The 15,645-nt window shown below is 59.0% G+C and carries 9 protein-coding genes; 1 reads left to right on the top strand and 8 read right to left on the bottom strand.

The genetic code is table 11. The features are described 5' to 3' along the window. Positions 1-4: 4 nt before the first annotated feature. A complete protein-coding gene (locus E6C55_RS11630) occupies positions 5-1,387 on the bottom strand; it encodes a polysaccharide deacetylase family protein (protein WP_136369954.1) in 1,383 nt (460 codons plus the stop codon). Between the two features lie 150 nt (positions 1,388-1,537). On the opposite strand from E6C55_RS11630, the gene ytvI reads away from it, so the two are divergent. After that, positions 1,538-2,746, top strand: a complete 1,209-nt coding sequence (gene ytvI, locus E6C55_RS11625; protein WP_136369953.1) for a sporulation integral membrane protein YtvI — start codon at positions 1,538-1,540, stop codon at positions 2,744-2,746. 113 nt (positions 2,747-2,859) lie between these two features. On the opposite strand, the gene E6C55_RS11620 is transcribed toward ytvI, so the two are convergent. The 7 genes from E6C55_RS11620 to E6C55_RS11590 all read right to left on the bottom strand — a co-directional run bounded on the left by E6C55_RS11620 (position 2,860) and on the right by E6C55_RS11590 (position 15,635). After that, the gene (locus E6C55_RS11620) at positions 2,860-4,671 is read right to left on the bottom strand and encodes a peptidoglycan D,D-transpeptidase FtsI family protein (RefSeq protein WP_136369952.1); all 1,812 of its coding nucleotides are present in this window, start codon (positions 4,669-4,671) and stop codon (positions 2,860-2,862) included. Between the two features lie 113 nt (positions 4,672-4,784). Further along, positions 4,785-9,509 (bottom strand): S-layer homology domain-containing protein, encoded by a 4,725-nt coding sequence (locus E6C55_RS11615; RefSeq protein ID WP_136369951.1) that lies wholly within the window; start codon positions 9,507-9,509, stop codon positions 4,785-4,787. 496 nt (positions 9,510-10,005) lie between these two features. Beyond that, on the bottom strand, positions 10,006-11,064 hold the full coding sequence (locus E6C55_RS11610) for a LacI family DNA-binding transcriptional regulator (RefSeq protein ID WP_136369950.1): 1,059 nt from the start codon (positions 11,062-11,064) through the stop codon (positions 10,006-10,008). Positions 11,065-11,305: 241 nt separating this feature from the next. After that, positions 11,306-12,682 (bottom strand): ABC transporter substrate-binding protein, encoded by a 1,377-nt coding sequence (locus E6C55_RS11605; protein WP_136369949.1) that lies wholly within the window; start codon positions 12,680-12,682, stop codon positions 11,306-11,308. A 62-nt stretch (positions 12,683-12,744) separates the two neighbouring features. After that, complete coding sequence (locus E6C55_RS11600) at positions 12,745-13,584, bottom strand: carbohydrate ABC transporter permease (protein WP_136369948.1); 840 nt, start codon at positions 13,582-13,584, stop codon at positions 12,745-12,747. A gap of 13 nt (positions 13,585-13,597) precedes the next feature. Next, positions 13,598-14,491, bottom strand: coding sequence for a carbohydrate ABC transporter permease (locus tag E6C55_RS11595; protein WP_136369947.1), 894 nt, complete (start codon positions 14,489-14,491; stop codon positions 13,598-13,600). A 19-nt stretch (positions 14,492-14,510) separates the two neighbouring features. Next, positions 14,511-15,635 carry a Gfo/Idh/MocA family protein gene (locus tag E6C55_RS11590; protein ID WP_136369946.1) on the bottom strand — a complete coding sequence of 375 codons (1,125 nt, stop codon included), beginning with the start codon at positions 15,633-15,635 and terminating at the stop codon, positions 14,511-14,513. Positions 15,636-15,645 lie beyond the last annotated feature (10 nt).

Genomic DNA, 15,645 nt, shown 5'->3' with positions numbered 1-15,645 from the left:
GTATTTATAAGTTAGGCCGCTTCGCGCGGTACGCCTCGCTGATCTCCGCCGGCTTCTCTCCGCTCTCCCACGCCAGCGCCCGCTCCCGGCTCATGACGATGCAGCGCGGCTCGATCGTGTCGCTGTGCTTGCGCACCCGTCCCCCGCCTTCGGGATGAATGATGCTCATAAGCAGCTTGAGGTATCGCTGCGTCAGGAAGGAGAATATTCCCTTCGGCAGCGCGAACGTCTCGAAGCCGAGACCTTCCGCTCCCCGGTTGATCGTGGAGACGCCGTACAGCCCCTTGATGCGTCCCTCCTTGTCGATCCGCCGAATCTCCTTCGCGAGGCTGGGCAGCGCGTGCTGCACCTCGCGAATAACCCGGATCGCAACGTGGACCGACGACTTGGCGTTCATGCCGATCTCGTACATTTTCCCATTGTCGAAGTGCATCTCAAGCAGCCGATCCCCGCGCTTAAGCCGAACCCCGCCGTCCATCGCCAGCTCCGGTCCCGAATAGCGGATAATCCGATAATGCATAAATTGTCCGTTGTCGATCGGCTTCAGCCGGAACAGCACATGGAACAGCTTCTCCCACAGCATCCAGACAGCGACGACGAGCCGCTTGCCCGGCCCCGTCTTCCGCCTTGCAGCCGCCGCCTGGCCGCCCTGCGTCTTGCGCTCCTTCTCGTCCGCCTTCATCGTCTCCGTAATCTCCATCAGCTCCCCGATCCCGACATAACGCAGCCCCATCCTGTCGCCATCCTGCAGAATGCGCTCCAGCGCCAGCAGCATATGGGCCGGCGCCTCCTCGTCCGCTCCGAACGTCGTGCCGCAATCGTGCAGCACGAACACCTCTCCCGGGGCAAGCTGCTTCCTCATCTTCCGATACAGCGTCTCCGCTCCGGGCTTGACCTTCCAATCGCCGAACATGCCCGACCAGAGCACAATCTGATAATGGCGGAGCAAGGAGAAGTCAAACAGGTTCAGAATGCCCCACGGAGGGCGGTAATAGATCGGGCGCCGTCCCGTGATCGCGAAGATCGCGTCGCTTGTCCGCTGCACCTGCCGCTTCACCGTGCGCGGGCTCATGATCCAGTTGCTGCGATGAACGTAGTTGTGAATGCCGAGCGAATGGCCCTCGTCGTACATCCGCTTGATGATATCCGGATGCTTCTCCGCCTTGGCGCCGACAACGAAGAAGGTCGCCTTGGCGTCATGCTTCTTAAGCAGATCGAGCAACTGCGGAGTGTAGAGCGGATTCGGACCGTCGTCGAACGTAATCGCGATCTCCCGCTCGGCCCGCCCCCGGCGGAACACCCGGAAGCCGAAGACGCGGCTGATGAGTCCCGGAATGAAGTCGTAAAGCGTCACCAACGATAACAACCACCAAACAAGTCTGTCCATCTCATCTCACCGTTTCGCGTATGTGTAGAATAATGCCGCGCCCAAAATGATGTCGTGCGTGCAGTCTCTATTCTAACATACGCATTCCGGTATCGTGTACAATGGAAGATGGACTGGCTTCTATCTTACGTCAAGGGTGGTTGAATTCGGATGTTCTCCTTGTATCAGAAGTATTGGCGAACTGCGTTCGACATTGCGGTCGTCGCGTTCACCGTCTGGCTCGTCATGTTCATCTTCAGTTACCTGTACCACATCGCCACCCCCGTTTTTCTCTCGTTTGCCGTGTTTTTCTGCATTGAACCTCTCGCCAAACGCCTGCACCGGATCGGCATTCGCAAGGCGATCGCCTCCGGCATCAGCGTCCTGCTCTTCACTCTTGTCCTGCTCGGCGCGCTGGCCGGGCTCGGCTTCATCTTCTATTCCCAGATCAATCAACTGATCGACAAGCTGCCGCAGTACCAGCAGGAGATCGCTGCGCAGATCAACAACATCACGGCGGAACTGCAGAAGCATTCGGACAAGCTGCCCAGCGACATCACCGAGAAGGCCAACGAAGCGATCGACTGGATCACGAACTTCGGCACCGACCTCGCGGTGAACTTCCTTAATTGGCTTGTGTCGTTCCTCACCTCGTTCTCGTCGTTTATTGTCAACTTCGGCATCGCGATCATTCTCGCGTACTTCCTGAGCGTCGAGATCGACAGTTGGCGCAAATTCGCGAACGACCGCTTCCCGAGGACGCTGAAGACCGCCTTTGAATTTCTCCGCTTCAACGTATTCCGGGGCATCGGCGCCTACTTCTCCGCGCAGGCGAAGCTCATCTCGATTACGTTCATCGTCATCTTCATCGCGCTGCTCCTGCTGAACGTGAAGAATGCCTTCGCGATCTCGCTGCTCGCCGGCGTGTTCGACGTGCTGCCGCTGCTCGGCGTCAGCACGTTGTTTATCCCGTGGATCATCTACCTGCTGATCTTCGGCAACACGGCGCTCGCCATCTGGCTAAGCGCGCTGCTGCTCGTCGTTACGCTGACGCGGCAGTTCCTGGAACCGCGCATCACGGGCCAGACGATCGGCGTCTCGGCGTTCACGATGCTGGCGTTCATGATGGTCAGTCTGTCGTTCTTCGGAGTGATCGGCCTGATTCTCGCCCCGGTGCTGATGATTCTGCTGAAGGCGCTGTACGACCAAGGCTACCTGATGCGCTGGATTCGGCTGCCTCGCGAAGAGTTCGATATCTCCCCGCTTGAGCCCCAGCCCGCGACGGCAGGGAGCGGCGACGGCGAGAACGGCGCGCAGGGCGGGCAAGGCAATGGCCCCCGGAAGCGGTGGAGGTTCCCCGGCAGGCCGCCGCGGGACTGAATCTTGGACGGGGGACATGTGTGCGGACTGCTGACAGCGGCGCTATTCTAGCCCGCCGTCGGCAGCCCGCACGTTCGGCCGCTTGACCGCCCCGGCAGATGGCGCGAGCCGCTCTAACGGGGCTCTTCCCTCGCAAGCAGCCGATCCATGATCTCGCCGAACAACTGCGCGGCTCGGTTCCGGCTGCCGGTCGGCTGGTTCTCAATCAGCACCGCGACTGCGTAACGCGCCTCGCCCTCGGCCGGACCGTAACCGACGAACCAATGGTCGTTGCCGAGCGCGGAAGAGTCGCCGAGCTCCGCCGTGCCCGACTTGCCGGCAAGCGGCCACTTCCGGTCCCCGAGCGTATGCTCGGCCGTCCCTTCCAGGACGACGGCTCTCATCGCGTGCCGAAGAACGGCCGCCGTCTGCGGACGGATCGAACCGTAGGCGGACGGGGCCGACTGGGACGGCAGCTCCGCCAGCAGGCCGCCATCCGCGTAGCGCAGCTCGCTGACGATGCGGGGGGCGAGCACTTTGCCTTGGTGGATCAAAGTGACCGCCAGATTCGCCGCTTGCAGGGGAGTCATGCGAACATCGCGCTGGCCGATTCCCGTTCCGGTGCGCACGCCGCCGTCTTTGCCGTCCTCCACACGTTTGAACACCGTTCCGGCCTGCTCCTCCTGCAGCAAGCGCAGCGGGCCTCCGTTCAGGAACTCGTCCGCATGCCATCCCACCTGCCGGCCGATGCCGAGGCGGTCGGCGGTCTTCTGCAGCGCGCCCGGATGAAGCCTCTCCGCCAGCGCGGCGAACACGACATTGCACGACTCGGCGTACGCTTCCTCAAGCGTCAGCACGCCGTGCCCCTCCTCGCGCCAGCACTTCAGCCCATAGCGGCCATAATGGCCTTGGCAGCGGAATCGCTCCGAGAGAGTGGTGACGCCGGCCTCAAGCGCAGCCGCCAACGTCACCGTCTTGAATACCGAACCCGGAGGCACCGCGATGAGCGCGTGATTGCCCTCGTCGGTGCCCGTCTTCCCGATGCGGGTCGGGTCATAGGAAGGAAGCGAGAGCATCGCAAGCACGTCCGCGTTGCGGGCGTCGAGCACGACGACCGCCCCCTTCGCGATCCGATGCTTCGCCACCACCGACTGAACCGCCGATTGCACGGCCGAATCGATCGTTGTGCGCACATGCAGCGGGTAGTGGGGATTGTCCGGGGCCTGTAAACGTAGTCCGAGCCCTTCCAGAGGTCTTCTCGCCGCATCCGTCACCACGATTGCCTCCGTTCTCCCGACGCCGTGAATCCAGCGGTCCAGGCTCATCTCCAGCCCCGCTCCGCCGATGGAATCGGTCAAGCGCAGCTTGCGTTCGCGTACGGACTCGCCATAGAGACTTCGCAGTCTCTCCGGATTCTGCGAGACGTAGCCGATCGCGTGGAGAGCGTTGAGCGAGTCGGGAGACGGGTAGCGGTTCCGATATGGAAGCAGCGCGATGCCGGTCAGCCGCAGCTTGGCGATCTTCTGAGCCTGATCCTCCGTCAGGGCATACGCCCTTCTGCCGTCCGCCGCTCGCCACACGTCCGCTTCTCGCATCCCGTCCAGCCAGGCTCCCAATCTCATTTTGTCGATGTTCATAATGGAGGCCAACTGCGCAACGGCTGCTTCCGTCCCCCTCGGCATGCCCCCGGAAGGGAAAGCCGCCAGAGCGAGCACCGTCTCGCCGGTCAGATAGACGCCCCGGCGGTCAAGAAACTGCGCTCTTCCCGTATCGAGCTCCAGGCGATCGGACCGCTGGAGCGCGGCGCTCTGTGCCGACACCGATCCGGAGCGCTGCTCGCGGCTTGCCCTCCATCCGATCCAAGCCATTCGCAGGTCGATCGCCCCGAAGGCGATGACGAATAGAAGCAGAACGTGAACGAGTCGCGTTGCCAATCTCTTGTCCATGGAGAGAGCCCTCACTTCCGATGTCTGGTCCCTCCAAGTATTGCCAACGAATGGACGGGATAGGCAAGCTCATCGCACGATCGCACGCGCAACCTTCGAAGAAGCTTATCCCATCAATCGATCAACCCGGCGTTCACGAGGAAGCGCTCCGCCACAACTGCCGCTTCCGCTCGCGTTACGATTCGCTTGGGATCGAAGATGCCGCCGCCGGTTCCCTTCATCAGCCCCCGCTCCATCGCCACAGCGACGGCATCGCGAGCCCATCCGCTTATGCTCGATTCATCGCCAAGCTTAAGCAAGATGTCGTCAACGTCAACGGCAGCGCTTGTTCCCGGGGCGATGTAGTTCAGCGCGGATGCGAGAAGAACCGCCGCCTGCTCCCTTGTGATCCCCGCTTCCGGTTCGAAGGAGGCGTTGCCCGTCCCATGAACGAATCCCGCCATCGTTGCGGCTCCGACTTCGCCGGCGTACCAGGCATCGTCCTTCACATCGGCGAATGCAGTCGCGGCGTCGAGCTGCGGCGTCAAGCCCAGAGCGCGTGCCAGCATCGAAGCGAATTGCGCTCTCGTCAACGCCTTGTCCGCCTCGAACCTGTCGGCTGCAGTCCCGTTCAGAAGCCCCTTGGAGGCCAAGCGATCAATCGCGTTCTTCGCCCAGTGGCCATCCAGATCGGCGAAGGTTTTGCTCAAGCGCACGACCATATACAAGCTGTTGCCGTTGCGCTTAAGAGCAGCTTGCGTAAATTCGTCCCCCGCCACGAATCTCGCCGGGACGAACGAGAACGCTCCCGTGTCCGGATCGTACCGAAGCGCCGTCAGTCCGTCCGTATCGCGCACTCCTGCCAGCTTGATCGTGCGCTGTACGTAGACATTGCCGAACTCGGACAAGACAATTCTCTTGCCGCCGGCTTCTGCAGCGACCTCGAAGGCGATCGGTTCGCCGACCGGCTCCATGCCCCCCTTCTCCGCATCCTTCTTCGCCCGCTCCGCGATGGTGCCTGCCGCCATCGAGATGGAGACGCGAATCGCTACTTGTTCGACGGAGACGCCCAGTTGCTTCGCCAGAGAATCCAGGTTCAGCAGATTAACGGGAAGCAGGAAGCCGGCTCCGTCGGCCTCGATGGAGATGGCGCCGGTCGGCATCGCCAGAGCGGCCGCGCGCAGAGCCGATCCGGACAATACCGCATGAGCCTCTTCGGCTTCGCCGAGCCGGACCGGAAGCAACAGCCGGAGCACCGCGTTCGTCTGGGGCTCTCCCGCCAAGCCGATGGCGTCGATGGCCTTCTTCATCGCGAGTTCGTCCACCTTATACGCCGTTCTCTCCGCTCCGTCCGTGCCGACCTCGCGAACCGGCTCCGCTGCGATCTCCGGAACGGAAGCGGAGTTCGGGGTACTGTTGCCCGTATTCGCACCTGGATGCGAGCCGACGTCTATGTTCGTTCCCCCGTCCGCAGTCACCGTTACCTGGTCCAGAGCATAACGTCCCTCGGCCGTAACCCCGTCGTTCGCCAAGCGAATGCCGGGCTGCCCGGTCGACGGATCGAGCAACGATACTTGCAGCGTATAAGTGCCTGCATTCAATGTTGACGGGACGGACATCACCGCGTTCACCGTCGTCTTGCCCGGCAACCAATCGCGGATGTCCGTTCCTTCCTCTGTCGTCGAGTAAACGACTTGCCCTTGCGCGTCGGCGAGAGACAGCTCAAGCGGCCAATCATAGTAGAACGGCGCAACCCCCTTGTTGTTCAGAACGAACGAGACGGGGAGAGCGGTTCCGCGCTTTACGGCCGAAGGATGGGTGACCGCTTCGATAACGTACCGATACCCCATTATCTTCATCATGGCATCCAGATTAGGCTGCAAGGGAGAGTCCGTCGGCACGCTCGCCGGAGCGGAAGGCCCGAGCCAGGACGTGTGGCTGTCGCGAACTTGACGCAGCGATTCCATGATCGCGTCGTCCGTCAGCCACTTCTGCGGATTCCCTTCCGCGAACTCTCCTCCGGAGAAGGAATTCTGCCAGAAATCCGGCATCTTCGAAGCTTCCAGCTTCTCGTTCGGATTGTCGCCCGGATCGACGAACTCGCCGATTCCGCTCCAACCGTTCTTCGTCCAGCCGATCCATTCGTTCGTCGACGATTTGATGCCGAATACGTCGTTGAACAGGCCAAGCTTGTACTCGCTTGCGATCGGGAACGGCTTGCGCATGCCGATCTTCTTGTCCGGGAACGCCTCCATATACTGGCGGACGTACGAATCGGATACGCTCAGCAGCGGGAACGCTCCGGAGCCCGACGGCCACGTATGCCATTCGCCCCAATGACCGAGCGAGCCGAGTTGGACAAAGCCGATACGCGGGTCCTCGTTATAGCGGGCTGCGACCGCTTCAAGCATCCGGCCGTGCTCCGCAAGCAGCGTCGGACTGTCGTAATTAGGGCTAAACCCCGCGCCGATCTCCGTCGTATCGTACCAGGTGCCGGGTATCCCCTCTTCGCTCAGCTCGTCATAGAGCCAATCCGGGATATCCAGATGCGCCGGATCTTCCGTCGGCGTATCGAGCACGATCCGAATGTTGATCCGCTTGCCCTGCGAGCTCCAGAAGTCGAACTGGTACTTCTCCTCGATCCCTTCCCAATCGAAGACGCCGCGCTCGGGCTCCAGCTCTCGCCAAGAGATTCCCGCATAAACAAGCGAATGAGGCTGGGAATAGGCTTCGCCGGCCGGCTTGTCTTTGTCCTTCGCCCACGGCACCCATCCCATAAACGGGTTCTCCAACACATCGAACGATTCGCGAGGATAATACGTGTTCGGAGCGTCCGGAGCGGAGACCGTGCGAGCGGACGCCATCATCGGCTCGCCTCTGTTCGGCAACTGGAGAATAGAGCGGCTCTCGTAGCCGATCCGAATCTCGCCCGGCCCCGTACGGCCGATCTGATCCCAATACAGATACATCTCGGCCGTCTCCGAAGTGACGTTCGAATAGACCGAACCCGCTTCCGTCCATTCCTGCTCCGGCTCGGAATAGCGATAAAGCGTCCCGCGATCTACCTTGTAGTCCGCTCCGGCATCCTGCCAGTCCGGGCTCGCATACCCGGTTGTTCCGTCGTTATCGCTGTCGAGGTAATACACGTTGCGAAGGTCGAGATTCGTTCCCGTCACGAGCGTGTACAGCTTGCGGCTATCCTGCACGGCCTGAAGCTCCGTCAGCACCCCGGACGGCGACGCGCCAAGCTCGACCGAATTCCAATCGTCGTCCTGCCCGTCGATGACAATCGGGATGCTCCCCATGCCCAGAGTCAGCGTGGCAGGGTCCCCTGCCGCATCCGGCGCGGCCGCAATGTTCGACAGGAACCCGAGCCGAATCGACGAAGCTTCCTCCAGCCCAAGCTCCTCCAAGGGCAGCGACCATTCGATCGTCTTGTTCGCGCCGGTGCCCGCTCTGACGTAGGGGAAGGAGACGCCGAGGTCGCTCCAGGCCCAGCCTCCGTCTTCGCCGCTCCGGAATAACCCGCCGAACTGGACCAGATAATCCGAGCCGAGCGTATTCGCCCAGGCCCACGAACTGCTTCCCGTCGCAGGGTTCTTGTCCGCGTCGATCAGAACATGTTCCCATAAGCCGTCCGCGAACTCGTTCGCATCGATCTGTCCGGCGATCAGCACATTCAATCGTCCGTCTGCCGCGAACGCCTTGACCGTCGTCGTGCCATCGGTCGTCTGTGCCAAAGTGTCAATGGACGCCCAATCCGACGCATCCCCATCTACCGTGATTCGGGGAGACACCCTAACCGTCAGCGTAGCCGGGTCCGCTGTCGCCGCCGGAGCCGTCAGCGTATTGGATAAGAAGCCGATGTTGATCGACGTCGTCTCCGTAATGCCCAGGTCTTCAAGAGGAAGCGACCACTCGATCGCTTTGTGATTGCCCGTCCCGGATCGCGCGTAGGGGAACGTCGTTGAGGTGTCGTTCCATGTCCAGCCGCCGTCCGCGCCGCTCTCGTAGAGCAGGCCATATTGCACCAGGTATTCCGAGCCGAGCGTATTCGCCCAGGCCCATGAAGAGCTCCCCGTCGCCGGATTGCGGTCGACATCGATCAGCATATGCTCCCACAGGTCGGGGAATTCTCCCGAATCGATCTGCCCTTCGATGAGGACGTTTAACCGATTGCCGCTCGAGAATGCTCGGAGTGTCGTCGATCCGTCTGCCGAATGGGCAAGCTCGTTAATGGACGCCCAATCGGAGGAATCACCGTCCACCTCGATCGAGAGAGCATCGTCGACGTATGCGGCAGGCGGCGCCACGGACAGCATGAGGCCGCTGGTCTCCGGCAAGGCGTGGATGCCGTCGCGCTCGAACCCGACCTTGACGTTATGAGAGCCGACCACCTCCAGCGAAGCCAGATCGATCTCCGCTTCGAGGAACGTCTCCTCCGTCCTTACCGCGGCCGGACCGACAGATGTCCATCCGCTTTGGTCGTAGCGGAACAACTCGGCGCCGCGAAGTTCGTAATCGATCCCTGCAGAGTCGCTCCAGAGTCCGGATGCGCTTCCCGTCAACGGGTTGTTGTCGCTGTCGATGAAGAACGTTCCGCCTTCAGCAAGCCCATCTCCTCCGACGTACAGATACAGCTTGCCGTCCTGCTGAAGCGCTTTCAACTGTTGCAGCATGTTCCCGACGCCGACCGAATCGCTCTCGATCTCCTGCCATTCCCCGGGCGTGCCTCCGAACGAATCGTCTGCCGAAGGCGCGGCCTCGACAGGGCCGAATGGCGGACAAGCGATACCGAGCAGGAGCGAGCCGGCAAGCAAACAGCAGACAACCCAACGTTTTCCCCTTCTTCTGAGCATTCCTGTTCCTCCCTAAACAAATTTTGCCCAATTCGAAATAATATTTGGCGCAATTATAGACAAATTCAGTGTAGCCTTTTTCCTGATTTCTTGTCAATCATGGAATTTATTTTTGAACTTTCCAGCAGGAAAAACAAAGAAAAATCGATAAGCCTCTAAAAAACCTTGTTGTCATACACAATCTTCTCTACTATAATCACAATATGACTGCATTATTTTTCCTGAATCCCTTTTCTTTCTCCCGAATCCATCGACAAATTTGCGCCAAACAGCTTCTATCCCCATCTTTTCCCCCGATCATGCCCATAACAAAAAAACGCCCTCCCCAATCGGGAAGGAGCGTAAACAAGTTGCCAATCCATTGAATCCTCCGGTCTTCCGACAGGAAGAAGAAAAGAGAAAAGCAGCGGCGCGCCCCAGAGGGAGCTTAGCTTGGGGGACACCAATAACACCATTAACATCACCAACGGCAGCCGGAATGCCGCAGCCCGTCCGCTTAGCCTTCCGCTCGGCTCGTGCCGACGATCGCTTGAGCCGGGGCGTCCGACGACCTCCGGTAAACCATCCGGTACGGAATTGTCATGCGCACAGGCAGCGAGTAGCGGTGTTCCAAATAATCGAGAAGCAGGCGGACGGCGTAAATGCCCATCTCGATCTTGGGAACATGAATCGTCGTCAGCGGAGGCGACGTGAACTCGGAGATCTCGATATTATCGACGCCGACGATCGCAATGTCCTCCGGAATTCGGAGTCCCCGTTCCGTCGCCGCGCGCATTGCCGCAATGGCCATCATATCGCTCGCCGCGAAGATCGCAGTCGGCGCATCCCCCGGCTTCTCGAACGCTTGCTTCGTCAATTCGTAGCTGAGAGACACGTCCCACTTCACGTCGATGATCCAGTCGTCGCTCAACCCAAGCCCCGCCTCGCGCATCGCACTCTGATAGCCAAGGTATCGCTTCTCCTGCCGGAACGGATCGTTAAACTCCGGTCCCCCAATGTACGCAATTCGCTTATGCCCCTGATCGATCAGATGATTGACGGCTTCCTTGGCCGCCGCTTCCCGGTCGTAGCAGACAACGGGGATGCTCTTGTCCGAGAGGTCGACGCCGACGACTACCCTTACGTTCGATTTGATCCACTGATAGGCATCCGCATCGATGCGTTCGACAATGATCATGCCGTCGAGCCGATGCTCCTTCACAAGCACCTGAAGCTTCTGAATGTCGGACTGGTCCTCGATGCTGTAGACGAACTCGAGTCGCAGCCCGCAATCGGTCAGCCCCTTCTCAATGCCTTCGAGAATGACGGAGAAGTATGGATTGTTATATTTATTCTGAGGAATCGCAACAACGCAGCCGATGTGCGCGGCCGTCGTCGAGTCGGCTCTGCCGCCCTTATCCGCGCGGGACGGCTTGTAGCCGAGCCTCTCCGCAACTTCCCATATTCTCTTGCGGGTCTCTTCGCTCACCGAACGGGTCGAGTCGTTCTTCATGACCCTCGACACCGTCGAGATCGATACCCCGACCTGCTCTGCAATGTCCTTCAACTTGGCCATCGTACATTCCTCACTATTCCTAAATCAAGTAAAATGACATCCAGCCGACCATATCGCCATTAGGAACCGATAAAATTGCGGCAACTGACTAATGGTTGCGCCAAATTTATTGTAAGGCTCCGTTTGGCAATAGTCAACAAATCCCGTCACACCATGCCCCCTTCCTTACGCAAACAGAGAGAAAGGAAGCGCTCCCGCTTCCCTTCTCTCTGTCGAAACTCTCTTGCTTATGGCAATTTACTTATTGCAATTTAGACTCCAGATCCCGGATGGCCGCGTCCAGATCTCCATCGCCGGCAAGGGGATTCTTCAGCGATTGCTCCCCATAGGTCCACACCAGGTCGGTCTTCTTCGCCGTGAACGGAGAGATGATTCCGAACTGCTGCGCATCAAGGAAAATTTTGTTCGTGTCCCCCACTGTCGAGATATAAGCCTCCGATGCCGCCTTATTCGCCGGAATCGAATAGCCCTGCTTCGCCAGCTCCGTCTGTCCTTCCGGTCCGGCAAGCCAAGCCAGCAGCGTATAAGCCGCCGCCTCATGCTTCGTATTGCTCGCGATCGCCATGCCAGCCGGCTGAACGACCGTCTTGGCCTCCTTGAATTTGGGCAGGTAGGTTGTGCCGTAATCGACATTCGCTTCCTTGAAGTTCGTCGTGTTCCAGTTGCCGCCCGGGTTCATCGCAACCTTGCCCGTCGTAATTCCGAGGTTCACTTGACCGCCAAGGCCTTCGATCTGCGCCGGCGTCGTGTTGATCTTCTTCTTGGTGGCATCGATGAAGAAGTCGAGCACCTCGCGCGCCTCCGGCGTGTTCAGCGCAAGCGATCCGTCATCGTTCACCAGCTTCGCCCCGTTGGACCAGAGCTCCGGCTCGAGGAACCAATCCATTGTCGAGCCCGGGGAGACGGACATGCCCCACTGCACAATATTATTGCCGTCGAACCCGGCTTCGCCCGGGTTCTTGCCATTCTTGTCGAGCGTAAGCTTCGTCGCGATATCGATAATCTCATCCCAAGTCGGCTCAAGCGAAGGCACCGGCGCCCCCTTCGGGTTTTGCGCAGGGTCATTAAAGATGGCCTTGTTGTAATACCAGACGATGACGTTCGCATCGATCGGAAGGGACACTTGCTTATCTTGATATTTATGAAGTCCGAGCAAGCTCGCATCGATATTGTTCAGATCGAAGCCGTTCTCGGCGAGAAGGCCGTCCAGCTCCTTAAAGATGCCAAGCTCCGCGTATTTCTCGATGTAGGCGTAACTCGTCTTGAAGACGTCCGGAAGCGTTCCGCCGGCGGCATTCGCCGTAAGGCCGTCCCAATAGCTCCCCCAGTCCTTGCCTTCCAGCTTGACCGTAATATTCGGGTTGGCTTCCATGAATTTGTTCAGGAGCTCTTGGGTTCGCTGCAATTCCTCCGCCGTTCCCCATTGCGAATACGTAATCGTCGCCTTCTCGGCAGGCTTCTGCGATTCGGATGCAGAGTCGGCCCCGCCCGAAGGCGAGCTTGACGGCGAGCTCGAAGCCCCATTCGAATTGCCATTATTGCCGCAGCCGGAGACGACAACCCCTACCGAAATAACCAGCGCGAACAAACTCAACAACCGCTTCCCGTTTGTTTTCATACCCAGTTCCCCTTTGGATTTTTTAGCAAATCGGCAGTCATGGATCTTCTTACGCCTTGCCGTTACCCCTTCGAACCCGTGAGCACCACCCCCTCGACAATGTATCGTTGCGCGAACAGGAACAGAATTCCGATCGGCACGATGCTGATAAACGCTCCGGCGGCCAGCGCAGGGAAGTCCTGGCTCGTCTGCCCGATAAGAAGCTGGAGGCCGACGCTGAGCGTGAACATCTCGTTGTTCTTGATGTAGAGGAAGGGCCCGAGGAAGTCGAGCCAGGAATTGACGAAGGCGAAGATAACCGTCGTGACGACAATCGGCTTGGAGAGAGGGAGGATAACCCGGGCGAACACCGTCCAGCGATTGCCTCCGTCCAGGTAGGTCGCCTCGTCCAGCTCTTGCGGAATCGTAAGGAAGAATTGTCGGAAGAGGAAAATATAGTACGCACCTCCGAGCCACGCGGGAACGATAAGAGGCAGCCAGGTATCCACCCAGTGCAGCTTCGTGAACAGCACGTAGGAAGGAATCATCATGACGGAAGGAGGAATCATCATCGTCATGAGGACGATAGGGAACAGCCGATCCTTGAACTTGGTCGTGAAGCGGGAGAAGCCGTAAGCGACGACGGAGCTTGAGAGGATCACTCCGATTACGACTAGAATCGAGATGGCGAACGAGTTCTGAATCCACCTCCACATGAGAGGCTGAACGTCGAACAACCGGTTAAACGCTTCGAAATTGATGGAATCGGGCAGCAAGGACGGCGGCACTTCATACGTCTCCGCCTTGGTCTTAAGCATCGTCGACAGCATCCAGGCCAACGGCCCCGCGAAGAGAATCAAGGCCGCCGTCAGCAGTGCATACTTGCCCGTTCGGGATAGCCATGTACCGGCTGATCCATTCATGCCATAGTCCCCCTTATTTCTCCCCTTCGTAGTAGACGAAGCGGTTGGACAGCTTCATCAAGACGAAGGTCACGAGCGAGATGAGCGCGAACAGGAAGATCGATTGCGCCATAGCCATGCTGAACTGCAGATCGGTAAAGGCCGATTTGTAGATGTTGTAGACGAACGTATAAGCGGCGTAATTCGGCCCGCCCTTCGACAGCAGCAGCGCTTCCGTAAACATCTGGAAGTTGTACATCGTCTGGATGATGACAACGAACAGAATCGAAGGGCTGATCATCGGCAGCGTGATCTTGAAGAAGGCTTGCAGGCGATTGGCCCCGTCGATGCGGACTGCCTCGTACAGATGACGCGGAACGTTCTTGAGCGCAGCCAGGAAGATCAGCACCCCGCTCCCCGATATCCATACCTGCAGCAGGATGATGACCGGCTTGATCAACCCCTCGCTGCCCAACCAATCGATCTTGCCGATGCCGAACACGGACAACCCGGCATTCAGGATGCCGAATTCCGAGTTGAAGACGAGACGCCAGATGATGACAGTCGCAACGATCGGGACAAGCGTAGGCAAATAATAGAACGTTCGATACAAGGCAATGCCCTTGACGTTCAAATTAAGCAGCAGCGCCAGGATAAGCATGCCGGCCGTCACGACCGGAACCCCCACGACAACGAAATAAAGCGTATTCAGCAAACTTTTGCCGAAGATCGGATTGTCCAGCATATCCTTGAAGTTGGATAACCCGACGAAGCTGTAGTCGACGGAGCCCGGGAGCCGCGCATCGGTAAAGGCGTAGAACACGGACGTCCCGAACGGAACGAGAAAGAAAAGCGAGAACCCGATAATCCACGGGGCTATGAACAGGAAGAAGACAAACGTGTCGTATTTCCTCAATCGATTATTCATACGAGCACCACCTTCTCCCTTACTTGGCGATCTCAACAGCGGGATTTGCGGCGAATTCACGCAGATAAACGTAACGTTCTTCCAAGATTGACTTCTCTGCAGCCAGCGCGATCAGAAGCGCATCCCGCCCGACATAAGCGGAGGCGAACGGCTTCGCGCCCTCTCTCACGCCGCGGACGAATTCGATTCGCTGAGTCTGGCCGCCGGTATGGCCGCCCATGATCGAATCGGACGTGACATCGATATCCAGATGATCCCGGGTGAAGTCATTCCCTCCGACGATGTCGATCGTCTTGTCGTTCTTGGCGACCATCTGCGCCCCGTTCTGCCCGATCAAGCCGATCTCGAGGCCGTCTCCCGTCAGATTCCGCGGCTTCAGATACATGCACAGTCCCAGGTTCGCCTTGCTGCCGTTCTCGTATTCGATCGTCACCCAGGCATGATCCACAATCGAGACGTCCGAGATTGTTCTCTCCGGATAGTGGCTGTAGGAGTTCGTAATCAGATTCCGCTGCCCTTGCTTCATGACATGCTGGCCGCCGGTCGCGAACACCCTTACCGGCTTCGAACCGATCATCCAGTTGAAGATATCGAAGTGATGGCAATCCTTCTCCACCAGCGCTCCGCCCGACTTATTCTTGTCGTAGAACCATTCGGCCGGCGGGAACGGATCGCGGAACTCCTTGCACCACATCAGCTTCACTTCTCCGAGGCGCCCTCTCTCCAACTCCTCTGCCATCCGGCGATAGACGTTCGAATAGCGGTAGACGAGACCGATCTGCAACAGGCTCCCGCTCGCCTCCGCCGCTGCGATAATGGCATCGCAGTCCTCCAGCGTGTGAGCGACCGGCTTCTCCAGGAATACGTGCTTCCCTGCTTCAAGGAAGGCAACCGCCACCTCGCGATGGAGGTAGTTCGGAACGCTGACGACAACCGCATCGATATCGTCTCGCCGCACGAGCTCCTTGTAATCGGTCACGACAACCGGCTGTGCATGGCTCAGCTCCGCCAACGTGCGATCCACATTAGCTTGGTTCATGTCGCAGATGTACTTCACTTCGCAATCCGGCAGAAGATCGAATCCGATGCAATGATGCGAGCCCATATCCCCTACACCGACGAACGCCATTCTCAGTCTGTTCATGTTTGCACTC

Source organism: Cohnella fermenti, from assembly GCF_004801405.1.
In the GTDB taxonomy this organism is placed as follows: domain Bacteria; phylum Bacillota; class Bacilli; order Paenibacillales; family Paenibacillaceae; genus Cohnella; species Cohnella fermenti.
This window is presented reverse-complemented; position numbering and strand designations above follow the sequence as displayed.